This is a genomic window from Blautia difficilis, assembly GCF_014297245.1.
Classification (GTDB): Bacteria; Bacillota; Clostridia; order Lachnospirales; family Lachnospiraceae; genus Blautia_A; species Blautia_A difficilis.
Genome location: NZ_JACOQG010000001.1, coordinates 242595 through 264240, shown reverse-complemented (window position 1 = coordinate 264240; position 21646 = coordinate 242595). Strand labels below are relative to the sequence as shown.

24 protein-coding genes are annotated in these 21646 nt (G+C 38.2%); 6 read left to right on the top strand and 18 right to left on the bottom strand.

The annotated features are described in order from the left end of the window. Positions 1–21: 21 nt before the first annotated feature. The 7 genes from H8Z82_RS01180 to H8Z82_RS01150 all read right to left on the bottom strand — a co-directional run bounded on the left by H8Z82_RS01180 (position 22) and on the right by H8Z82_RS01150 (position 7888). Positions 22–927, bottom strand: a complete 906-nt coding sequence (locus H8Z82_RS01180) for a YitT family protein (RefSeq protein ID WP_186993999.1) — start codon at positions 925–927, stop codon at positions 22–24. Continuing rightward, a complete protein-coding gene (locus tag H8Z82_RS01175; RefSeq protein ID WP_186993998.1) occupies positions 903–2936 on the bottom strand; it encodes a beta-galactosidase in 2034 nt (677 codons plus the stop codon). The genes H8Z82_RS01180 and H8Z82_RS01175 overlap by 25 nt, the downstream gene beginning before the upstream one ends. Before the next feature lie 31 nt (positions 2937–2967). Further along, positions 2968–3777 carry a carbohydrate ABC transporter permease gene (locus tag H8Z82_RS01170; protein WP_022066796.1) on the bottom strand — a complete coding sequence of 270 codons (810 nt, stop codon included), beginning with the start codon at positions 3775–3777 and terminating at the stop codon, positions 2968–2970. Beyond that, the gene (locus tag H8Z82_RS01165; protein ID WP_016222129.1) at positions 3770–4663 is read right to left on the bottom strand and encodes a carbohydrate ABC transporter permease; all 894 of its coding nucleotides are present in this window, start codon (positions 4661–4663) and stop codon (positions 3770–3772) included. The genes H8Z82_RS01170 and H8Z82_RS01165 overlap by 8 nt, the downstream gene beginning before the upstream one ends. Positions 4664–4734: 71 nt before the next feature. Then, a complete protein-coding gene (locus H8Z82_RS01160; protein ID WP_186993997.1) occupies positions 4735–6015 on the bottom strand; it encodes an ABC transporter substrate-binding protein in 1281 nt (426 codons plus the stop codon). Between the two features lie 16 nt (positions 6016–6031). After that, positions 6032–6883 carry a PfkB family carbohydrate kinase gene (locus H8Z82_RS01155; protein WP_016222131.1) on the bottom strand — a complete coding sequence of 284 codons (852 nt, stop codon included), beginning with the start codon at positions 6881–6883 and terminating at the stop codon, positions 6032–6034. A 9-nt stretch (positions 6884–6892) separates the two neighbouring features. Then, positions 6893–7888: an SIS domain-containing protein gene (locus H8Z82_RS01150; RefSeq protein ID WP_019163030.1), complete on the bottom strand. Its 996-nt coding sequence runs from the start codon at positions 7886–7888 to the stop codon at positions 6893–6895. Positions 7889–8197: 309 nt separating this feature from the next. Between H8Z82_RS01150 and H8Z82_RS01145 the strand changes: the two genes are divergently transcribed. Together H8Z82_RS01145 and H8Z82_RS01140 are read left to right on the top strand one after the other, a co-directional pair. Beyond that, positions 8198–8908: a GntR family transcriptional regulator gene (locus H8Z82_RS01145; RefSeq protein ID WP_186993996.1), complete on the top strand. Its 711-nt coding sequence runs from the start codon at positions 8198–8200 to the stop codon at positions 8906–8908. Beyond that, positions 8905–9642 carry a GntR family transcriptional regulator gene (locus tag H8Z82_RS01140; protein ID WP_008370857.1) on the top strand — a complete coding sequence of 246 codons (738 nt, stop codon included), beginning with the start codon at positions 8905–8907 and terminating at the stop codon, positions 9640–9642. The genes H8Z82_RS01145 and H8Z82_RS01140 overlap by 4 nt, the downstream gene beginning before the upstream one ends. 329 nt (positions 9643–9971) lie before the next feature. Here H8Z82_RS01140 and H8Z82_RS01135 read toward each other — a convergent pair whose 3' ends face one another. Beyond that, a complete protein-coding gene (locus H8Z82_RS01135) occupies positions 9972–10196 on the bottom strand; it encodes an RpnC/YadD family protein (protein WP_186993995.1) in 225 nt (74 codons plus the stop codon). 351 nt (positions 10197–10547) lie between these two features. Between H8Z82_RS01135 and H8Z82_RS01130 the strand changes: the two genes are divergently transcribed. Then, on the top strand, positions 10548–10907 hold the full coding sequence (locus tag H8Z82_RS01130; RefSeq protein ID WP_186993994.1) for an arsenate reductase family protein: 360 nt from the start codon (positions 10548–10550) through the stop codon (positions 10905–10907). Positions 10908–10966: 59 nt separating this feature from the next. On the opposite strand, the gene H8Z82_RS01125 is transcribed toward H8Z82_RS01130, so the two are convergent. From H8Z82_RS01125 to ureA, 8 genes are all read right to left on the bottom strand, one after another. After that, a complete protein-coding gene (locus tag H8Z82_RS01125) occupies positions 10967–11827 on the bottom strand; it encodes an urease accessory protein UreD (protein WP_243176359.1) in 861 nt (286 codons plus the stop codon). Positions 11828–11839: 12 nt separating this feature from the next. Then, entirely contained in the window at positions 11840–12448 is a 609-nt protein-coding gene (gene ureG / locus H8Z82_RS01120) for an urease accessory protein UreG (protein WP_008705089.1), read from the bottom strand. A gap of 21 nt (positions 12449–12469) precedes the next feature. Further along, entirely contained in the window at positions 12470–13162 is a 693-nt protein-coding gene (locus H8Z82_RS01115) for an urease accessory protein UreF (protein WP_186993992.1), read from the bottom strand. 18 nt (positions 13163–13180) lie between these two features. Continuing rightward, the gene (locus tag H8Z82_RS01110; RefSeq protein WP_186993991.1) at positions 13181–13657 is read right to left on the bottom strand and encodes an urease accessory protein UreE; all 477 of its coding nucleotides are present in this window, start codon (positions 13655–13657) and stop codon (positions 13181–13183) included. A gap of 49 nt (positions 13658–13706) precedes the next feature. Further along, positions 13707–14213: an AmiS/UreI family transporter gene (locus tag H8Z82_RS01105; protein ID WP_117674909.1), complete on the bottom strand. Its 507-nt coding sequence runs from the start codon at positions 14211–14213 to the stop codon at positions 13707–13709. 257 nt (positions 14214–14470) lie between these two features. Then, positions 14471–16192, bottom strand: a complete 1722-nt coding sequence (gene ureB, locus H8Z82_RS01100) for an urease subunit beta (protein WP_008705097.1) — start codon at positions 16190–16192, stop codon at positions 14471–14473. A 12-nt stretch (positions 16193–16204) separates the two neighbouring features. Continuing rightward, complete coding sequence (ureB, locus tag H8Z82_RS01095; protein WP_019163039.1) at positions 16205–16564, bottom strand: urease subunit beta; 360 nt, start codon at positions 16562–16564, stop codon at positions 16205–16207. Positions 16565–16578: 14 nt separating this feature from the next. Further along, positions 16579–16881, bottom strand: coding sequence for an urease subunit gamma (gene ureA / locus H8Z82_RS01090; protein ID WP_008705098.1), 303 nt, complete (start codon positions 16879–16881; stop codon positions 16579–16581). A 391-nt stretch (positions 16882–17272) separates the two neighbouring features. Between ureA and H8Z82_RS01085 the strand changes: the two genes are divergently transcribed. Next, positions 17273–18457: an SAM-dependent methyltransferase gene (locus H8Z82_RS01085; RefSeq protein WP_186993990.1), complete on the top strand. Its 1185-nt coding sequence runs from the start codon at positions 17273–17275 to the stop codon at positions 18455–18457. Between the two features lie 192 nt (positions 18458–18649). Here the strand turns inward: H8Z82_RS01085 and H8Z82_RS01080 are convergent, their stop codons facing one another. Next, positions 18650–18982: an MFS transporter gene (locus H8Z82_RS01080; RefSeq protein WP_186993989.1), complete on the bottom strand. Its 333-nt coding sequence runs from the start codon at positions 18980–18982 to the stop codon at positions 18650–18652. Positions 18983–19002: 20 nt separating this feature from the next. On the opposite strand from H8Z82_RS01080, the gene H8Z82_RS01075 reads away from it, so the two are divergent. Further along, positions 19003–19404 carry a helix-turn-helix domain-containing protein gene (locus tag H8Z82_RS01075; protein WP_186993988.1) on the top strand — a complete coding sequence of 134 codons (402 nt, stop codon included), beginning with the start codon at positions 19003–19005 and terminating at the stop codon, positions 19402–19404. A gap of 13 nt (positions 19405–19417) precedes the next feature. On the opposite strand, the gene H8Z82_RS01070 is transcribed toward H8Z82_RS01075, so the two are convergent. Further along, on the bottom strand, positions 19418–19876 hold the full coding sequence (locus tag H8Z82_RS01070; RefSeq protein WP_055058331.1) for a ferritin-like domain-containing protein: 459 nt from the start codon (positions 19874–19876) through the stop codon (positions 19418–19420). 358 nt (positions 19877–20234) lie between these two features. On the opposite strand from H8Z82_RS01070, the gene H8Z82_RS01065 reads away from it, so the two are divergent. Then, entirely contained in the window at positions 20235–21602 is a 1368-nt protein-coding gene (locus H8Z82_RS01065) for an MATE family efflux transporter (RefSeq protein ID WP_186993987.1), read from the top strand. Positions 21603–21646 lie beyond the last annotated feature (44 nt).

Here is a 21646-nt window from a genome sequence, read left to right as displayed (position 1 = left end):
TAGAACTTCTTAATTTTTATATTATATTGGCTTGAATCCTTGTCCACGCACTTCATTCGATTCCATTATAACAAGAAACGCTGATGAATCTACTTTCTTTACAGCTTCTTGAATCGTATACATTTCTTTATTGTTACATGCACACATTAATACTTCTTTTTCACGTCCTGTATAACTTCCTTCTGCCTTAATCAAAGTTGCCCCTCGTTGTGATAGCTCATCAATTTTTGCCGCAATTTGTGGTCCCTTTTCTGTTACAATCAAAGCAAGTTTTCCAGCATCAACGCCATACATTAGCTTATCTACGACAAATGATAGAATATACGTTCCAATTAATCCATAAATAATCTTATCAATGTTTCCACGCATCAGAATTCCACCAATAATTACAATAATAAAATCCATAACAATGATAATTTTTCCTACAGAAATATGTGGCTTTGCCTTGTGTATTGCCATCAAAACAAAATCTGCTCCACCTGTAGAGGTATCTCTCATGTAAATTAATGCATATCCGATTCCTGAGAATACACTCATACAAATACAAGATAACATCATATCACCATGGTAAACTGGAAACAATGGAACAACCCAGTCCATCAGTATATTAGAAATTAACATTGTCTTTATTGATCTTAAAAAAAATTGTTTTCCCAACAACTTGTAACAAATTAAAATAATTGGAATATTCAAAATTGTCGTCATTGTACCAATTGGAATTTTCCAAAAATAATAAAACACGATTGCAATACCTGATATACCTGCTACCGGAAATCCAGATGCCACTGCAAAATTATAGACTCCAATCGCAATGAAACAACCACCTACAATATCAAGTAAAATATCAATTAAAAATGTCTTTACCTTTGATTTCAATGTGAGTTCCTCCCTATTACGGAATCTTATTTCTTTTGCATCACAATACATTGATATGTTTGCAGTTTTATTGAACCTGTAAGGATTTCATCAGTAATCAAATTTGTATAACATTCATTCAAAACCATCTTCACAGGATGTCTGTTAAAATTCTGAAGAAAATATACATCATCTTTCTGTTCTTTTCCACTTCTTTTTGAAACAGTAACTCCATAAGGTAATGTTTCCGTCAAATTTGCTTCCACATTTGCTTCCTCAATTACATCACCCAAAAATTCTTTCAAAAATTCCAGATCTGGTTGAACAACAATATAGTAAGCTTTTCCTTTGCCATACACATTTTCCGTAATTGCTGGAGTATTTACATTGTAATCTTGCAAGTATGTTCCCAACGGCTTTGCAGTTTGAAGTGTCACAACTTCTCTTAACACACCGGCTTTATATACACCGTCTTTATAGGAGAAAGTATTTGGAAAATATTCATTCCCCACATCAATCTCATCAACTGATAATCCTAGCAATCTCTCATGTGGTCTCTCTCCAATAAAACATAAATCTGTTTCATTTACTACTCCACTCCAATAAGTTGTTACATATATTCCACCTGCTTCCACGTATGCTTCTACTTTATGAATATACTCTTTTTTATGCAAGTACAAGGTCGGAGCAACCACAAGCTGATAATCTAACAACTCTCGATCCATGGAAATTATATCAACTTCAATTCCTTTTTCCCAAAAAACCCGATAATATTTTAAAAGTTCTTCCGTATAATCAAATTTTCTCGATATTGCTTGTGCGTCAGAAAGAGCCCACCAATTTTCCCAATCCATAATAATAGCTACCTTCGCCCTATTACATGTACTTAGTATTTGACTGCTTAGCTTTTCTAGATCTTTGCCAATCCAAGCAACTTCTTGAAAAACTCTATTCTTTTCTGACGCATCATGATCAACAACCGCTCCATGAAACTTTTCACTCGATCCTCTGCTTTTTCTCCATTGAAAATAAAGAACACTATTCGAACCTAACGCAATTGCCTGCATTGAAGATAAGTAATTCATCCCCGGTCTTTTTACATTATTTTCCTCATCCCAATTCACAAGTGATGGTGTTGATTCCATCATCAAAAATGGCTTCTTCTGAAATCCTCTCATCTGGTTATGCATAAAGGCTGCCCACACAGCAATCGGTACTTCATCTTCTTTTGTATGCCAACTCGGATAAGAGTCCCAAGAAATCACATCCAACTCCTCTGCCCATTTATCATAATTCAATGGTGAAAAATACATCATCATGTTTGTTGTAACTGGAAGATCCGAATATGTTTTAACAGCTCGAATCTCTTCTCTACAAAAGTCCTGTAACTGTTCACTCACAAATCTTTTCCAGTCCAATTTCAAACCGTGTAATTCATCCTCTCCCCTCGGAGAAGGTGAATGAATCTGTTCCCAATCGGTATAAGTATGACTCCAAAACGCACTCCACCATGCATGATTCAATGCATCCAATGTTTTGTATTTTTTTTTCAACCATTTCCGAAATGCTTTTTGACATTCTTCGCAATGACAAGAAGCATCCCTAAAATTTCCTCCGTATTCGTTTGATATATGCCAAAGAATTACTCCTGGATGTTTTCCAAAGCGTTCTGATAATTTCAAATCCAACTTTCTAGTTTTTTCTCTCATAACAGCAGACGTGTAACAAAAATTATGCCTTTTTCCTGGTAAATTCTGTATCCCGTTTTCATCTGTCTGCATTACTTCAGGATATTTTTGAGTCATCCAATTTGGCATTGCACCTGTTGGTGTAGCTAGATTTGTATAGATGCCATTGTCATATAAACGGTTAATAATTTCTTCTAAATAGTCAAACTGATATTTTCCTTCTTCTGGCTCTAAAAATGCCCACGAAAATATTCCTAGTGAAACATTATTTACATGCGCTAATTTCATTAACCGGATATCCTCTTCAAGAATATCCGGTCTATCTAACCATTGTTCAGGATTATAATCTCCACCATGCAGAAGACCTGGCATATTTATTTTTTTATATTCCATTTCTAATCCCTTTCTTTATAGATATCATTTATTATTTTACAGCTCCAGTAATACCTTCTGCAAAATTCTTCTGTAAAATAAAGAATACTAAGGCGGTAGGCAATGTACATATTAAGACTGCCAACATAAGCATTCCATAGTCTGTTACATATCCCTCTGTCAGATTTGCTACAACCATTGGCATTGTCATGCTCTTGGATTGTGTCATGATTACTTTCGGCCACATATAACTATTCCAAGCATTCATAAATGTAATAGTCATAGCCGCTGCATATGTTGATTTCATTGTAGGAATAAACATCTGAAAGAAGATTCTAATTTCCGAAAGTCCATCTAATCTGGCAGCTTCAATAATATCACGAGGAAATGATCTTGCACTCTGTCGAAACATCATGATTAAAAATGGGGTTGATACCGTTGGTAAAATGAATCCCAACGTACTATTTAACATTTTCATTTTTGCAACCATCTGAAACAATGGGACCAATATCGTAATAAATGGAACCATCATTGCAAGAAGAATCACACCCATCACGGCATCTTTTGCTTTATCATGATAAATTTCAAATCCATATCCTGCCAAGGAACATATCACCATCGAAACTATTGTAAGTAATATTGCATATTTAAATGAATTGACCAATGCAGCCCCTACATCTTGATTTGCCAGCAGATTTTTCAAGTTTTCTCCCAAATGAGAGCCAAACGATAATACGCCTTTTGATACATCCACACTTTTGTTTGTGGATGCACTTACCATCCAGTACAAAGGAAATACTGAAATAAAAGTAACCAAAATCAAGAATGCATACATTCCTATATTTTTCATCTTTTTAATCACGTTTATCACCCACCCTCATTTGTATAAATGCTAATACTGCAACCAACAGTAATATAAAGAAGGACATCGCTGCTGCATATCCAAAATTCGGCACATACTTAAAACATAAATTATATATGTAATGTGACATAGAGATTGAAGCATTCGCAGGACCTCCATCGGTCAAGTTAATTGATTCATCAAATAACTGTAATGTTCCATTTGTTGACATTATTGCTGTCAACAAGATAGTTGGTTTTAATAATGGAACAGTAATCTTAAAAAATGTCTGTATTGCTGATGCTCCATCAATTTTTGCAGCTTCGTATACTGAATATTCAATGTTTTGCAATCCAGAAAGGAAAAATACCATATTATATCCTGTCCATCTCCACAAAAGAGCCAATATGATAACCATTTTTGCCGCAAATGGTTGTGTCAAAAAATTATATGGTTTATCCAAAATTCCCAAATTCACTAGAACATAATTTACTAATCCATCATTTGCAAACAAAGACCGAAAAATAATTGCATACGCAACCAATGAAGTTGTACACGGCAAAAAAATCATTGTTCGGAAAAATCCTTTAAACCGTAAGTCTTTTTTATTTAGAATACAAGCTAACACCATCGCTACTACAAGCATAATGGGCACTTGAAGAATGAAATAAAAAAATGTGTTTTTTATTGACTGAAGAAATACATCATCTTGAAACATTCTGATGTAATTTGTAAATCCAGCCATCTGCATATTTCTACCTTTCCCTGTCTGAAAAGATAAAACTAACGCTTTGATCATTGGCCAAAAACTAAACACCGCAATCAAAAATGTTGCTGGTGCCAAAAAAGCCCATCCTGTTAAATTATGCTTTTTTTCCAACGTCATTTTTCTTGGTTTGTTAGACACAAAAACTCCTCCTCTCTATCCATAAGGGGGATGGTTCTACATTCCATCCCCTTGTATGATAGGAACCTTTCTTACTGTCCCATATTAAAATTAACAGTATCTTCCGCTTTTTTAAGCTCTTTCTCTAAATCTGCACCATTTGTAATATTTGTTGTCGCAACAGAGATTGCGTCTCTTGCTTCATGGAAATATGGTCCCGTAATAATAGAAGGAACTTTTGTTGAATAGTCAACTATTTTTTCAAACACTACATCACCAGAGAAAAATTCATTCGGTACTGCATATTCATCAGAATCTCCTGCTGGTGTCCATGTAGCAATTGCTCCACAAGAGAGAATATTATCATATAACTCTGTACTTCCAGCAAATGTAGACGCAAGAAAATCTTCTGCTAACTCTACGTTTCCACAATTCCCTGAGATTGCCCAGGAAGAACCTCCAATATTTGAATAGTTTGTGGCACCCTTTACATTTGTAAGTTTTGGAATATTTGTAATAGCCCATTTTCCTGACTGATCCTCAGCTGTCTGAATTGTTCCCATAATCCAACACCCATTAATCACACCTGCAACTTCACTGTTCAACATTGAGCCAGTGTATTCATCCCAGTTATTTACTTCCTCTAACACACCTGAATCTTTCATTTTACAATATGTATCAATTACCTTCTTCAAAGTGTCATTTTTTGCAATATTCGTTGTTCCATCTTCATTAAACAAAGATGCTCCTGCAGACTGTAACATCATCGTAAGCAAATCACATTCGCCTGCTAACGTTGTCAATAATGGTTTTCCTGTTTTTTCCAGTACTACTTTGCCTTTTTCAACCCACTCATCCCAAGTAATATCTGTAAAATCTTCTAAAGTCATTCCAGCTTCTTGCAAAATATCTGTACGATAACAAGCAATTGCTGCTCCGTTGTCAAAAGGCACTCCATAGTGTTTTCCATCTACAACAGAAAAATCTGTTTTACCAGAAGCAAATTCTGAAAAATCAATTTTCTTTTCAGAAATTTCTGTAAATACATCTGGATAAGATATTACATTTTTTTGGAATGCATGGTCTTGCATCAAAAAAATATCTGGCAATGTGCTTAGATCTCCTGATGTACCAGCCGTAGTAAGTCTAGACTGTACATCTACATCTCCAACTTCGACAATATCAATTTTCACATCTTGATGATCTTCTTGATAAATTTTTGCAGCTTCTTCCATTGCAAAAATATTAAATGTTTTGTCCCAACACCATACTGTAATTGTATTATCGTCTTTTTTGTCCCCTGAACCTCCGCATGCTGCAATACCCATTGCCATCGTAGCTATCAATAAAATTGCCACTATTTTTTTTCCCATTTGTTATATTCTCCTTCTACCATGCCCCTTGATAGCCTATTGTTACCGCACTATTCTGAGCTCCTGCTTCCATCGAATCTTGAACATTCAATCCATTCAAAATCCCATATAAAAATCCGGCAATAAAACTGTCGCCTGCACCCATTGTATCAACAACTTTACACTCTATGATTCCAAATCGATACCAAGAATTTCCATCATACCCAATGCTTCCATTTTTCCCCAATGTTGCAATAATGACTTTAGGTCCTTTTTGTTGCATTGCTTTCATGAATTCCTTTAATTGTTCCATACAATTTTCTTTTTCTTTTAAGCCCATGCTATGATATTTCTGTCTAAACTCATTGCGTGATTCCTCGTCAAAAGAGAAGAATGCATATGTCACATATGGAATCGCTTTCTCAACAATTGGATTTGCAAATTTATTTGCAAAATCAAATGCAACTGGAATTTCTTTCGAAATAAGTGGAAGCTCATCTTCAATCATTCCCCAAATTCCTGTAACCGCTAAATCATGTTTCTTTATAAAGGAAATGTCTTGTTCTCTTAGCTTAAAGTCTGCCAAAACACCTTCTTCATATTTTCCAAACACTCTATCTCCATCTACAATGTCAACATGTGTAACTGCGGTTTTTCCATCCAGCACTTGAATATGAGAAGTATCGACTCCTTTATTTTGAATTGCACTTATCATGATTTTTCCGAATGAATCAGTTCCAACAGCACCTGTATAAGAACTTTCTCCACCTAATCGTTTTATGTATACAGCAACATTCACTGGGTTTCCCCCTGGATAAGATTCATTCAATGAATCATAATAATCAATACAATTATCTCCTATTGCTGCTACTCTTATCTTTCTGTCCATTTTGCCACCTTAATAGTCCAGACGTCTGTAATATCTTCTGATTTCCATAGGATGACAATTGACTTTTTCCATATGTGCATCAATTCTCTGTGTTACCGCATGCATCACTAAATGTGATATATATCCTCTGTACTCTGGACTAATTCCTTTTAATTCAAATTTCTTGGTATCAATAATATTGTATTTTCCACAAATGCGTGGCAAGAAGTTTGCAACGCGCTCGCTCAATGATCTCTGAGAATCTTCCCCAATAAATACTGTAACTGGTGTATCTTTGTCAATTATTTCTAACATTCCATGGAAAAATTCTGCACTGTGGATAGATTTTGTACGAATCCAATGCTGTTCTTCCCAATAACACATTGCATAAGAATATGTGGCACCATACTGGTTCCCAGCCCCAACAAAATAATGAATTTTGTCGTCCTTATGACGATTTGCAAATTCTTCTCCGAAAGCATCTGCTTCCTTTTCAACTTCCACAAGTGCAGTTGCCAAATACTGATCCAACTCCTTGTATAAATCCTCATATTCTGGAAATTCTCCTGCATTGTACATAAATCTATCTGCTACCATATAAAATTTCAATTGTTCATTGGCAGGATATGTAATCACATAGTCTACAAGTTTTGCAAGTTCTGCAGTAGCAACATCAATAAAACCAATCACCCTTGCTCCACTCTTCTGTGCTTTTTTTACTCCATCTACGATTTCAGAAGTTGTTCCTGTAACAGACGAAATAATTACAATAGTTCCTTCTCCAACTTTTTTATTTCCAGTTGTCAAATACTCTGCTGCGTTTTCAACAAAAAATGAAAGTTTTGATTTTTCTTTCATATGAACCTCTGCCTGGAGGCAAGATGCATATGTTCCACCGATACCGAGCCAACAAATATTCTTGTATCCTTCTTTACAAATTCCATCAATCAATTCATTAATTTGATTTCTCAGAGCAAGCGCTCCATTCACACTTTCAATCTGTTTCTGTTCATTAAATTTCAACATAGTTTTTTCCCCTTTCGCTTCCTTTGTATTGGTGACTATTTTTAAATTTAGTATACCACTTTTTTTTATTTTTTCAATACTTCATGTAAAGAATATTGAATATTGTTGTATTTTTATAAATATAAATGCATTTATTTATACACAATGCATATATTTCTTTTATCCTGGTATGAAGCATATTTCGAATTTACTATACCAGTTTTTATATTTATTTATTCATTTCTTTTTTCCTTTCCATTTGCTTTTTAAGAACTGACAACGTATAATTTGATTATCATTTACAAGTAAATTATAATATTAGGAGTTCTTATGAAAAAAAATTTATTAACTTTAGATGTTGCATTATCAAAAGAAATCAAATACATGCTAAAGGAAGAACACTATCTTCCAGGTGACAAACTGCCTTCGGAACGAAAGCTGGCAGAGCTGTTTCATGTACAACGCTTAACTGTTCGTGGAGCCTTGAATCTGTTACTTCAAGATAAAACAATTATCTCAAAACCACGAAGTGGTTATTACGTAGCGCCTAAACGCATTTTACAATCCATTCGTAATTTTTCCTTACATTCAGAGGAAGATAGCGGACAATTAACTTACGAATTATATGATTTCAAAAAAATAGAAGCAGATAACTATCTTGCAAGCGAAATGTTACTTCCTGAAAAATCGAAAATATACAAAATTGTTTGGCTTTATTCAGATGGTGCTCAACGAATTTGTATCAATACAACTTACATTCCTGAATATATCTATCCAGATCTCACCCAACAAATTGCTGCTTCTGCTCCTGCAATTGATTTGATTACAAACAATTGTCAAATAACCTTAGCAAAATCGAATCAAAAAGTCACCTTACTTTACGCAGACACAAAGACTGCTCAAATTTTAAATATTCCTGTTGATAGCCCTTTAATGAAATACAAAGGGCTCATGTATGATAAACAAGGACATCTTGCAGTCTTTTTTGAAAATAATATGCTAATTGATCGTTTTGGTTTTATCAAGGAGGTAGTTTTATGAGCAATGATGATGTATTAGCCGCACAAATAAAATCTAGTATCATTACAAAAATTAAAACACAGGAATATCTTCCTGGGGAGTTGCTTCCTAGCGAACGGGATTTTGCAACAATGTATAGTGTAAGTCGGTATTTGATTCATGACATCTTTGACGAATTAATTAGCCAACATTACTTAATTCGCGTTCACGGAAAGGGAACTTTTGTCCGCAAACCCGAACAAAATCGAGTTGCTTTAGGAGTACTAAATGAATCAAAAAATGCCAGCTTTACCTCTTTAGTTCGTAACTTTGGTATTGAAATTTCCAATAAATGCTTAGGCACAGGTATAATCAAAAACAGAAAATACTTTGCAGATAAACTTGGACTTTCTGAAGAAGATGAAATATACGGTATTCATCGAATTCGTCTTGGAAACAAGGAACCTCTTGCAATTGAGTTTACCTATGTTCCTCTTCATTTTTTTTCAGATATCGATAATTACAATTTTGAGCACATATCGCTTTATGATTATATGAAATCCAAAAATCATTTGCCTGTAAAATTTAATGAGACAATGATGATGGTAGAAGCTGGCGAAAAACTTCAAAAGCACCTTCATCTTCCAAGCGCCACCTCTATCGTCAACTATATTGAATTCATAGGATACGATGAAAATGGTAATTTAGTTGAATATACAGAAAGTTATTCACGCCCTGATAAACTTGAAGTGCGCTTTGTCACAAATGATATCTAAATTTACTTTAATTTTACCATTTAGTATGTGTATGCACCATAAACAAAACAAGATAGAATATACACAAAATAATACTTTTGTTAGGGCGGGGAAAATTGACCACCTAAAGCCGCTTAGAATTAACCATTTTTAGTCGGATAGAAAAGTCATTGTATTTTTCTCTTCGTGTTCTAAAATGATGTATGCCAATGCATCAGTAGAAATCACAATGGAAGAAAAACACATAAATACCAACGCAGAAGAGGCTATACACTCATAACGTGCATAGCCTCTCTCAATTTCAAATTTTCTCAGTTCCCTATTGACTTTATAGCAGTAATTTTCTTCTACTATCTGTTTACAGTCATCTGTTGTTCCTGAACTTTTTTTATTTCCTCCAGAGGCAGATTCAGCATCTTCGAAACCTCTTCCGGAGTTTTTCCACTCATGAGAGCGCCCAGAATCATTCCCTCATGACGTCCTTGTTGTATTCCTTTCTGTATTCCTTTCTGTATTCCATTTTGTTCTCCTGTACGCATTCCTTTTTCATAAATCCTATCTCCAAATCCTGTCATTTTTCTCGCCTCCTTCTGAAATGGTTCTGACCATTTTATATGTGAATATTTTTGTATCCTGTTTATATCACCGTCAAATATTCCGTTCAAATACTCAAATATTCCGTTTTCTTCTGGTTCTTTTCCCTGTCGAATCATATCGTCTCATCACGCATGATTTCTCCTCTCCGGGGAACTGGGACTGTTTTTTCTTTTGTATATGGATATATTGACATGAAAATCTAAGCCTTACAATTCTTCCATAACATTCTCTTGCAAAATCGCCCTTTCCAATTTATGATATATCTATCTGGAACAATAATGGAGGAAGTAATTACCTGTAAATAGTCACAATAAATCTATACGAGGAGAATGTCTATGAAAGTTTTAGTTTACCGCAAATGCAGTACCTGCATGAAAGCCCTGAAATGGCTGGACGAACACAATATCAGTTATGAAGAACGGGCTATTAAAGAAGAAAATCCTACTTATGAAGAATTAAAAGAATGGTACTCCAAAAGTGGTCTTCCACTGAAGAAATTCTTTAATACAAGCGGAATGATCTATAAGGAAATGGGATTGAAAGATAAGTTAAAAGATATGTCTGAAGATGAACAGCTGAAGCTTCTTGCCACAGACGGAATGCTGGTGAAACGACCGCTGGTAATCGGGGATGACTTTGTACTTACCGGATTTAAAGAAAAAGAATGGATCGAGGCTATGCACGTATAATGTGTATAGCCCAACACCAAGTTTATCTACAATCTGATGGCGGGAAATCCCGCCATTTTTTATCTCTGTTCTGTTTCGTATAACTTTTTGATTTTTTCCGCTACCTGCTGCAGTTTCTGAGCACGATGACCGAAGATTCTCAATGCCAGATCTCCGGTTGTGAGACGGGTAACTCCGCCATCTATTTCTGAATCTTCGTCAAGGATCTGCCAGATTTTTTCCTGAAGTTCCAGATTGATTGTTGAATCTGCCGTTTTGACAGTTCCGGATTCCTGACTGCAATTTTCACCATCTCTGCTGCAGATCTTAGAAAGAAACAGGTTTGCCATATGTGTGTAACCCTCGTACATTCCGATTCCTTCCATGGGCATTTTGTCCGGTTCATAGCTGGTATTATCACGATAAATCAGTTTGTCTCCTCTGTACAACAGGACTTTTGAGGAGAATCTGCGGTACTGAAAACGTTCGTCATGAGCGTTTCGACCACAGGAGATGATCTCCAGCAGGAATAAACGGGAGGTTTCGTCTTCCAGATGGATAGTCATTTTGCTGTCAAAGGCTGACTGTGCGAAAGGAATCACCGGCTGTGGATAGTAATATAATGTGGCGTTTTTGTCTACCTGTACTTCGATGGTTCGGGCGGCTGAGCCTTCGTCCATTTTGTGGATTTTCTCAAAGGACTGGGACAGGACTTCCAGATCTGCACCTTCCTTTACATGATAGGAAAATTCCTGGGAATCGCCTGCCATAATTCCGGCGGAAGCACAGAGCGGCATGATCTGGATCCCACCGTTTTCTTTTTCGAAAGGCATCATGATCTTGTATGGTGCTGTAAAAGACAGATCTTCCAGAATAGTCCTTCCGTCTTTTAAGGCTGCGCAGGCGCTGATACGGGATATCTTTCCGAATTTGTTATCCATAGACATTTTCTTTTACATTCCTTCCAGGAGTACGTTTTTCTTGATCCACTCTACCACTTTATCTACATTCTCATCTCCGCGGATATTTGTAAACTGGAATGGTCTGTCACCACGCATTTTCTTAGAATCCCGTTCCATTACTTCGAGACTTGCACCTACATATGGAGCCAGGTCGATCTTATTAATTACAAGAAGATCAGAACGTGTGATTCCAGGACCGCCTTTACGCGGAATCTTATCTCCTTCTGCTACATCAATAACGAAGATGGTTGCATCTACCAGTTCCGGACTGAATGTTGCAGACAGGTTATCTCCACCGCTTTCGATGAAAAGAAGTTCAATATCAGGGAAGCGTTCCATCATCTCATCTACTGCTTCCAGATTCATGGAAGCATCTTCACGGATGGCTGTGTGAGGGCATCCACCTGTCTCTACACCAATGATCCTCTCTACTGGAAGAACGCTGTTCTTTGCAAGGAACTGGGCGTCTTCTTTTGTGTAGATATCATTTGTGATGACACCAATGCTGTAATCCTTTGCCATCTTTCTTGATAATGCTTCAATAAGTGCTGTTTTTCCGGAACCTACAGGTCCGGCAACTCCGATTTTTACGTATGACATACCGATTTCCTCTTTTCTTTCTTACGACATATATAATCTGGAATACAGCTTCTCATGCTGGATTCCTCTGATATCAAATCCGGGTGCAGAAAGACATAAGTCCTCTTTACTTCTGTTCATGATATCCTTTAATATCTCATCAAATTCCCCATAGCATCCGCTCAGAAGCTGCTGCCCGGATGTCTGGCTGAGTGGAATTGTTTTTACGCAGTTGGTAACGATTGCAGATGTCTGTGCGTATAGATAATGCGTCAGCGCTTCTTCCAGAGGAATCTGCATTTCCGCACAAAAAACTCCGTAAATACAGCAATGATTTACCGCTTTTCCCTTTCTTGCATCCAGATATTCTCTGAAAATCCCTGTTTCACTGATAGAAAGCCCCAGTTTTTCAATGGTCTTTGCAAAACGGGAACCCATTTTTCTGGCAGCTTCTCTCTGTTCCATAGGAATTCTGGATGCTTCCAGAAGTTCTTCCAGGTACAGAAGTTCCTGCAGGTCTTTTTTCTCTGCAGCTTCGTATGCAAGTCTGGCTGCCAGAAGTTCTGTATATGCAAGATTCCATTTGATTTTGTGAGTGATGTACTCTCTGGCTGTGTCTGCATCGTGGACGATTCCACGCTGAATATAAGTCTCAAGTCCCTGGGAATGGGAATATCCTCCGATGGGAAACAGCGCATCATTTACCTGTAGAAGATAGAACTGTTTTTCTGACATGAAGAACCTCCGTTGTTATTAATGATGATGATTATGAATACTTGCAGAAATTCTCCTGTCAAAGTCCAGCTTCAGCACTTCTTTCTCCGCCTGAACTCCATGGATTTTCTGAAGCATAACAAGCATTGGCTCATTATAGATCGTGATAAACGTATCATTCTCTCCCCAGAAAAGCGGTGCGTGTCTGTTTCCGATTTCATAGCAGACTTTTGCAGACATTTTCTCATGTCCGGGAGTCAGAGAAACACGGATAACTTCGCATGGCGGTGTATTTACCACTACAAGCTTCTCATTATCTGCGTAGATCACATCATCCTGATACAGACCTCTGGCAAGAATGGAATCATCCATGCGGATTCCCACTTCTGTTCCTTTGTCTGTTATTTTTTTATGTATTTTCTTAAATGCTTCGTGCCATTCAATATCTACATATTCTATTGCTTTTCCTATAGTATCAAAGTCATGAAGCTTTCCTAAAACCTGTTCACACAGCATTATTTTCTACCTCCTGAATCCGATAAAAATTTCTTATCAGGTTTATTTTTTACCAAATCTGAAGTAACATCATAACTCCAGGGATCCATGCAGTTACGATTCCTTCAAATACCTGAAGATATGGAACGAATTTTCCCAGTTTCTTTCCACAGATATCTTCTACGAAAGCAGTTCCCCAGAGAATTGCCCACAGATACCAGATTGCTGCCCAGCGCAGATCCGGTGTGATTCCCAGTGCAGTGCTTCCTGTAAATCCTTCGATTGTACCGAAGATCACCGCATTGATGGCTACAAAAGTAGAAAACCATGCAAATGGGATCGGGCTTGCTTTCAGGAATTTACTCAGGGCTACGAAAAGATAGGTAAAGCAGAACAGTAATCCTGTTCCTGCTGCATAATAATTGCCCTGCACCAGATTGACAAAGTTAATAAATAAAGAAAGACCACCTGTAAAGATGTTCATGATGGCGGTTGATTTTCCGTCTACATTATATAAAGAACACATACCGTTGTTAATCAATACGATTCCTACGAATAAAAGACAAACTCCTAACATAATATTCTCTCCTCTCCTGCTTCTTCAGTATATTTTTCTGTTTATATTTCGTAAGTGGAAATACTTTTATTCAACACGCATAACAAGATGAATAAATCCTGCTTATTTTCATATAAAAATCAGAATTTTATACTGACAGGACTGCCGTTATATCGTTTGGTAAGTTCTTATAAAAGTTCTCACAAAACTTCATAAATAACAGTCCTGCGAATATCATTTTTATGATCAGATAACCAGATTGTAACTATTCAGAATTTTTAGAACAGACTGTAAAGCTGTGTCAGCGGAAGCTTCTCTGCCGGTTTGGAAGTGATCTCTTCGCCGTCAACAGTAACCTTATATGTCTCCGGATCTACAGTCAGTTCCGGTGTTCTGTCGTTAAATACCATATCTTTTTTGCTGATATTTCTGCAGCCCTTTACAGGTACTACAGTTTTCTCAAGACCGTATTTCTCTTTTACATTCTCATCCATGGCAGCCTGGGATACAAAGGTCAGGCAAGCTTCGTTCTTAGCTTTTCCATGAGCTGCAAACATTGGCTGATAGAGAACCGGCTGTGTAGTCGGAATGGATGCATTTGCATCGCCCATCTTAGATGCAATGATCATACCGCCTTTGATGATAATATCCGGTTTTGCACCAAAGAATACAGGATTCCAGAGAACGAGGTCTGCGAATTTACCTTCTTCCACAGAGCCCACATACTGGGAAATACCGTGTGTGATTGCCGGGTTGATGGTATATTTGGAGATATAACGTTTTACACGGAAGTTGTCATTGTCATGTCCTGCATCTTCCGGAAGTGCACCTCTCTCATCTTTCATCTTACTTGCTGTCTGCCAGGTACGTGTGATAACCTCACCTACACGTCCCATAGCCTGAGAGTCAGAGCTCATCATACTGAAGATACCCATATCATGAAGAACATCCTCTGCTGCGATTGTCTCAGGACGGATTCGGGAATCTGCAAATGCAACATCTTCCGGGATTCTCTTGTCAAGATGATGGCAGACCATAAGCATATCCAGATGCTCATCCAGAGTGTTTACTGTATATGGCATTGTTGGGTTTGTGGAGGATGGCAGTACGTTCGGAGCTGCTGCTGCGCGGATAATATCCGGTGCATGTCCACCGCCTGCGCCCTCTGTATGATAAGTATGGATGGTTCTACCGCCAATAGCTGCAAGTGTATCTTCCACACATCCTCCTTCATTTAATGTATCTGTATGGATAGCAACCTGTACATCATATTCATCTGCCACATTCAGACAGTGATTGATAACTGCAGGTGTTGCACCCCAGTCCTCATGAATCTTCAGTCCCATAGCTCCGGCTTTTACCTGCTCAATGAGAGGAGCTTCGTCTGAGCAGTTACCTTTTCCAAGGAAGCCTAAGTTCATCGGGTATTCCTCGGCTGCCTTTAACATCATTTTTAAGTTCCATGGTCCAGGTGTACAGGTAGTTGCGTTTGTACCGTCTGCAGGGCCTGTACCACCACCGATCATAGTAGTTACACCGCTGTATAATGCACAGTCGATCTGCTGCGGACTGATGAAATGGATATGGGTATCAATTCCACCTGCAGTTACGATCATTCCCTCTCCTGCAAGTGCTTCTGTAGATGCACCCACTGTCATTCCGGGTGTGACACCATCCATGATGTCCGGATTTCCGGCTTTACCGATTCCTGCGATTTTGCCGTCTTTGATACCAATATCTGCTTTTACGATTCCTGTAGAGTCTACGATCAATGCATTGGTAATTACCAGATCCAGATCTCCGTCTTTACTGCAGGTTTTTACAGACTGTCCCATACCGTCACGGATTGTCTTGCCGCCGCCGAACTTTACTTCGTCTCCATAGGTTGTATAATCTTTTTCTACCTCGATCACAAGGCTTGTATCTGCCAGACGTACCTTATCTCCTGTAGTCGGGCCATACATTGCCGCATATTTGCTTCCGGAAATTTTTGTACTCATTATTGTCCCTCCTTACAGAAATCCTTTTAATTTCGCAGTTTCCATGGATGCTGCTTTTGTATCGTCAGTTGCCTGGGCGCGGGTAAGGTCATTCAGTCCGAATACTCTCTGTCTGCCGCCCATTTCTGTAAGCTGAACCTCTTTTTCTTCACCTGGCTCAAATCTTACAGATGTTCCTGAAGGAATGTCCAGATGATATCCATAGGCTTTTTCCCTGTCAAAAGAAAGGCATTTATTTACTTCAAAGAAGTGAAAATGAGAACCGACCTGAACCGGTCTGTCGCCTTTATTTGCCACTGTTACTGTCACTGTTTTTTTGCCTTCATTAAGTGTAATCTCACGATCTGCGGCCATAATTTCACCGATCTTCATGCTCATTCTCCTCCTTACTGAATTGGATTATGTACTGTCACAAGCTTGGTTCCATCCGGGAATGTTGCCTCTACCTGAACTTCACCGATCATATCAGCAACACCGTCCATTACGTCATCCTTTGTAAGAATCTTGGTTCCAAGCTGCATCAGCTCTACTACTGTTTTACCATCTCTTGCAAGCTCCAGGAGTTCAGAACTGATATACGCAAGTGCCTCCACGTAATTCAGTTTCAGACCTCTTTCCTTTCTCTCTTTTGCAAGATTTCCTGCCATATGAAGCATTAATTTTTCCTGTTCTTTGGGATTCAGCCTCATGATATTCCTCCTCTCGAATTGTGCGGATTATAATATGCAAAAATCTGTTACTGTTCACTCCGTTCTCAGTAACGTAGCCAAAACACCTCGCGGGATAGTGGTGGGTGAACAGTAACAAAAATCTTCGTAGTACGCAAAAAAGAGCAGTCAATGGGATTCTTTCTCAGACCCCATTGTCTGCTCTTTGCACGAAAATTTTTATATAGGGGATTATAACTTGTGTTTCTTTGATGGTCAAGATGTTTTTTGTGAACTTTTTGTTTCTTCTTCTATTTCCATTATTCTGCTACAAGTCTGACCAATTTCCCAGATATCTTTGTTTAATTCTCCCCTTGACGATAAGCGCCCCCAAAGGTGTATCATAGTTTTGTGTTAAAGGAGGTAAACTATTATGTTTGAGACATTAGAAGAAAAGGCTGAAGAAAAAGCAATGGTGCAGTTCCTTGAACGCTTTACGGACTATCCATTTCTGGTAAGGTTCAAGAATTCCGAATATCCGATCGGAGAGGGAAAACCCACATTTACAGTAAATTTTAAGAAAACAATTCCTCTGGCCGAGCTGCTAAAAAGCACTTCCCTGGCATTAGGCGAGGCTTATATGCGGGGAGATCTGGATATTGAAGGAAATCTTTACGAGGCACTGGATCATTTTCTGGGACAGATGAGCAAATTTTCTACCAATGAATCTGCTCTGAAAAAGATCATGTTCAGTTCTACATCCAAAAAAAATCAGGAAAAGGAAGTCACAAGCCACTATGATATCGGAAATGATTTTTATAAATTATGGCTGGACGAAACCATGAGTTATTCCTGTGGCTACTTCATTCATGACGATGACTCTTTATATCAGGCACAGGTTAATAAAGTAGATTATATTCTGAAAAAATTACACCTGGAAGAAGGTATGAGTCTTCTTGATATCGGCTGCGGATGGGGTTTTCTGCTGATTGAGGCTGCCAAAAAATACAAAGTACATGGTACAGGAATCACTTTAAGCCACGAACAATATACAGAATTCCAGAAGCGCATCAAAGATCAGGGTCTGGAAGATTATCTTACAGTGGAACTGATGGATTACCGTGATCTGCCGAAACATAACTATCAGTTTGACCGGGTAGTCAGTGTAGGAATGCTGGAACATGTTGGCCGTGACAATTATCAGCTCTTCCTTGACTGTGTAGAGAAAGTTCTGAAACCGGGCGGATTATTCCTGCTTCACTTTATCAGTGCACTGAAAGAACATCCGGGTGATCCATGGATCAAGAAATATATCTTTCCAGGCGGAACCGTTCCCAGTCTGAGAGAAATCCTGAATCATATGGCAGAGGACAATTTCCACACTCTGGACATTGAAAATCTGCGTCTGCATTACAATAAAACTCTGCTCCACTGGGAAAAGAATTTCCGTGAGAATATAGAAAAGGAAAAGACCATGTTTGATGAATCCTTCCTGCGTATGTGGGAGCTTTACCTGTCAGCATGTGCTGCAACCTTCCATAACGGAATTATTGATCTGCACCAGATTCTGATGACTAAAGGAATCAATAATGATCTGCCAATGACACGCTGGTATTAAAATAACTGCCTGGATTTTTGTTTTTGAAATCCAGGCAGTATATAGATGATATTCGCTTTTAATATTTTGTTATTTTCTTTTATATTTTCTCAATTTTATTCCGCAGCTTCAACATTTTTCCATCCTGCCGGGCGATTTCCTCAGCATATTCTTTTAGCTCTAATGGTATTTTCCCTGTTTCGCTTCCTATTATTATTCACCTCTGTGTTTTCCCTGTGATAAATCTTCCACAACTTTTCCATAATATTTATCCACATCAAAGAATGCCATGCAGATTACACAGATTACAGATGTGATAACCGGTACCCATGCGAATACTACAGCAATTGATGACAGTGCTGAGGCACTCTGGACTTTAAGCTGTGCGTCAAATCCGCCTGCTGCAAGGATCCAGCCAAGTGCTACTGTTCCCACACCGGAACCAACCTTCATACAGAAGGAAGAAGCTGCATTTCCCATACCTGCTGTACCGTATCCATTATACCATTCACCATATGTGATTGCATCCTGAAGGCATCCAAACATAGTTGCTCCATCACATCCGAATGGAATATATCAAAGCGGTAGCTGAAATCCGTCAGCAAAAAAAAGTTGCTTCTGATATTACCTCCAAAAATATCTGGGTGAAACAGTCCAAAGATTACATTTTCAAATATTTACACGAAAAAATCCGCATCCAGGATATTGCAGAGTATCTGCATCTGAATGCGAATTATCTTTCTGAACTATTCAGGCAATGTGAAAACGTTACTCTTACGGATTTCATTTTACAGGAAAAGGTGAAGCTTACCAGGAATCTTCTGGCTTATTCCCCCTATTCTTATATTGAAATCGCCACTTATCTGGGATTTTCCTCTCAGAGTCATCTGGGAAAAGTGTTTAAAAAATATACAGGAATGACTCTGCGGCAGTATCGGGAAAAATACGGGCAGAACTTTAATAAATGAATGCTTTTCGCTGTTATGCCATTCCATTCACTGTTTTATACTTATACAGCATCTCTGCATGGTTCTGTTCCTCAATCTGGATATCTGCCAGCAGCTTGCGTACACCACTATCGCCAAAGGCAAATACATCATCATTGTATGTTCCTGACACCAGCTTCTCTGTACCGATACAGTCTGTTGCAAGAAACGCATCGTGCTCTTTGTCTTCCGGTGAACTCATGGCTGTATAGACTGCTTTTGGCTGATAGTCTTTGCCTGACCTGTCATTACAATTACATTCAGGCACACTTCCGGAAAGAATCATTGACAAAGACTCATAATGCTTCTGTTCTTCCTGCTGGATATTCCGGAAAAGATTTTTAAGCTCCGGGTCTCTGGCCTGTTCTGCGTATTTTCCATACTTTTCCACACAGCTTTTCTCTTGTGTCTGAAGATCTTCGATTACTGAACGTTCCTTTTCTTTTAAAATCATAGTCTGTTGTCTCCTTTTTTAAGAAATACTGTATTTTGTTACATGAAAATAGTATGGGTAAAAAATGCTTTTTTATTCTCTGTATCATGACTTATGACAATTTCAGAGAATATTTTGTGTTACTGTTCACATGCCACTGTCCCGCGAGGTGTTTTGGCATGAATATGCCAAAATCCCGAGACATACAAGCCAAAATTCCATTGCCGCAGGCAATCTGGAATGAATTTTGGCTACGTTACTGTGAACGGAGTGAACAGTAACTATTTTGTTCCAACACCACTGTATCAGAGTGAATTTCTGTTTACTTTATGATATACTTATATGCACGATAAAAGTTTTAAACTTAGGAAGATTTATAATGAAACGAATTGATTTTGAAAACGGAACTGTAACCAACAATATATTAAGCGCTGCACTTCCCATGCTGGTAGCGCAGATATTGAATCTTTTATACAACATTGTGGACCGTATCTATATTGCCAGGATCCATGATATAGGAACAACTGCACTTGGTGCTGTGGGCTTATGCTTTCCGATCATTATGATCATCACAGCTTTCAGCAATCTCTTTGGCTCGGGAGGTGCCCCAATTTTCTCTATCAACCGCGGAAAAGGAGATTCCAGGACTGCTGACATGATCATGAATACTGCTTTCACCATGTTATGTGGAAGTGCTGCTGTGCTGATGCTGATTGGATTTCTTTTTGCCCGCCCCTTACTGACTCTGTTTGGTGCTTCAGATGATGCTCTGGTTTATGCGTATCCCTATCTGATGATTTACCTTCTGGGTACTCTTCCTTCCATGATAGCAACAGGAATGAATCCTTTTATCAATGCACAGGGATATGCCATTATCGGTATGCTGTCAGTGGCCGTCGGTGCAGTTACAAATATTATTCTTGATCCGGTTTTTATTTTTGTTCTGGATATGGGGATTAAAGGTGCAGCCATCGCTACTGTGATCTCTCAGATTCTCTCCGCCTTGCTTGTATTTTATTTTCTTCATGGGAAATCGGAATTAAAGGTAAGATGGATTCATATAAATGAGATTTCTGAGTGTACCAGACATGCCAGGGATATCATCAGTCTGGGGTCTGCTGGATTTATCATGCAGCTGACTAACAGCCTGGTAAGTATCTGTTGCAATAATGTTCTTTCCGTGACAGGCGGTGATATTTATATCTCTGTCATGACTATTATATCCAGTGTTCGCCAGATGGTGGAAACGCCTATCCATGCGATCAATGAGGGAACCTCTCCTGTTCTCAGCTATAATTACGGAGCCAGACGTCCTGACAGGGTAAAGAAAGCAGGGGTTGTTCTGATCATTATGGTTCTGATCTATACAGGTATCATGTGGAGCGTCATTCTCATTGCCCCTGAATTTCTGATCGGGATCTTCAGTTCAGACAAACTGCTATTAAAGGATGCAGTTCCTGCACTGAAACTTTACTTTGCAGCCTTTATTTTTATGGATCTGCAGTATATTGGTCAGACAGTGTTTAAATCATTAAATAAAAAAAAGCAGGCGATTTTTTTCTCCCTGCTTCGTAAAGTATTTATTGTGGTTCCGCTGACTTATTTCCTGCCCTATGGATTACACATGGGCACAGATGGCGTGTTTATGGCAGAGCCTGTATCCAATGTAATCGGTGGTTCTCTGTGTTTTATTACCATGCTGATCACAATATTGCCTGAATTAAATAAAATGGAAAACTCTCGATAAGCAGAAAAGTCCCCATCATTTATCCATTTTTAACTATCGCATAA

What these genes read in the sequence shown, in the direction of transcription:
- H8Z82_RS01110 (WP_186993991.1), bottom strand. Translation starts at nt 13,657, where the DNA reads ATGCTGTGTGAACAGGTTTTAGGAAAGCTTCATGACTTTGATACTATA.
- H8Z82_RS01135 (WP_186993995.1), bottom strand. Translation starts at nt 10,196, where the DNA reads ATGACAGGATTTGGAGATAGGATTTATGAAAAAGGAATGCGTACAGGA.
- H8Z82_RS01160 (WP_186993997.1), bottom strand. Translation starts at nt 6,015, where the DNA reads ATGGGAAAAAAAATAGTGGCAATTTTATTGATAGCTACGATGGCAATG.
- H8Z82_RS01175 (WP_186993998.1), bottom strand. Translation starts at nt 2,936, where the DNA reads ATGGAATATAAAAAAATAAATATGCCAGGTCTTCTGCATGGTGGAGAT.
- H8Z82_RS01180 (WP_186993999.1), bottom strand. Translation starts at nt 927, where the DNA reads ATGTATTGTGATGCAAAAGAAATAAGATTCCGTAATAGGGAGGAACTC.
- H8Z82_RS01070 (WP_055058331.1), bottom strand. Translation starts at nt 19,876, where the DNA reads ATGATTTTAAAAGAAAAGGAACGTTCAGTAATCGAAGATCTTCAGACA.
- H8Z82_RS01140 (WP_008370857.1), top strand. Translation starts at nt 8,905, where the DNA reads ATGAGCAATGATGATGTATTAGCCGCACAAATAAAATCTAGTATCATT.
- H8Z82_RS01145 (WP_186993996.1), top strand. Translation starts at nt 8,198, where the DNA reads ATGAAAAAAAATTTATTAACTTTAGATGTTGCATTATCAAAAGAAATC.
- H8Z82_RS01085 (WP_186993990.1), top strand. Translation starts at nt 17,273, where the DNA reads ATGTTTGAGACATTAGAAGAAAAGGCTGAAGAAAAAGCAATGGTGCAG.
- ureB (WP_019163039.1), bottom strand. Translation starts at nt 16,564, where the DNA reads ATGAAGATCGGTGAAATTATGGCCGCAGATCGTGAGATTACACTTAAT.
- H8Z82_RS01115 (WP_186993992.1), bottom strand. Translation starts at nt 13,162, where the DNA reads ATGTCAGAAAAACAGTTCTATCTTCTACAGGTAAATGATGCGCTGTTT.
- H8Z82_RS01105 (WP_117674909.1), bottom strand. Translation starts at nt 14,213, where the DNA reads ATGTTAGGAGTTTGTCTTTTATTCGTAGGAATCGTATTGATTAACAAC.
- ureA (WP_008705098.1), bottom strand. Translation starts at nt 16,881, where the DNA reads ATGAGGCTGAATCCCAAAGAACAGGAAAAATTAATGCTTCATATGGCA.
- H8Z82_RS01155 (WP_016222131.1), bottom strand. Translation starts at nt 6,883, where the DNA reads ATGGACAGAAAGATAAGAGTAGCAGCAATAGGAGATAATTGTATTGAT.
- H8Z82_RS01125 (WP_243176359.1), bottom strand. Translation starts at nt 11,827, where the DNA reads ATGGATAACAAATTCGGAAAGATATCCCGTATCAGCGCCTGCGCAGCC.
- H8Z82_RS01065 (WP_186993987.1), top strand. Translation starts at nt 20,235, where the DNA reads ATGAAACGAATTGATTTTGAAAACGGAACTGTAACCAACAATATATTA.
- H8Z82_RS01150 (WP_019163030.1), bottom strand. Translation starts at nt 7,888, where the DNA reads ATGTTGAAATTTAATGAACAGAAACAGATTGAAAGTGTGAATGGAGCG.
- H8Z82_RS01075 (WP_186993988.1), top strand. Translation starts at nt 19,003, where the DNA reads ATGGAATATATCAAAGCGGTAGCTGAAATCCGTCAGCAAAAAAAAGTT.
- H8Z82_RS01080 (WP_186993989.1), bottom strand. Translation starts at nt 18,982, where the DNA reads ATGTTTGGATGCCTTCAGGATGCAATCACATATGGTGAATGGTATAAT.
- ureB (WP_008705097.1), bottom strand. Translation starts at nt 16,192, where the DNA reads ATGAGTACAAAAATTTCCGGAAGCAAATATGCGGCAATGTATGGCCCG.
- ureG (WP_008705089.1), bottom strand. Translation starts at nt 12,448, where the DNA reads ATGTCATACGTAAAAATCGGAGTTGCCGGACCTGTAGGTTCCGGAAAA.
- H8Z82_RS01130 (WP_186993994.1), top strand. Translation starts at nt 10,548, where the DNA reads ATGTCTATGAAAGTTTTAGTTTACCGCAAATGCAGTACCTGCATGAAA.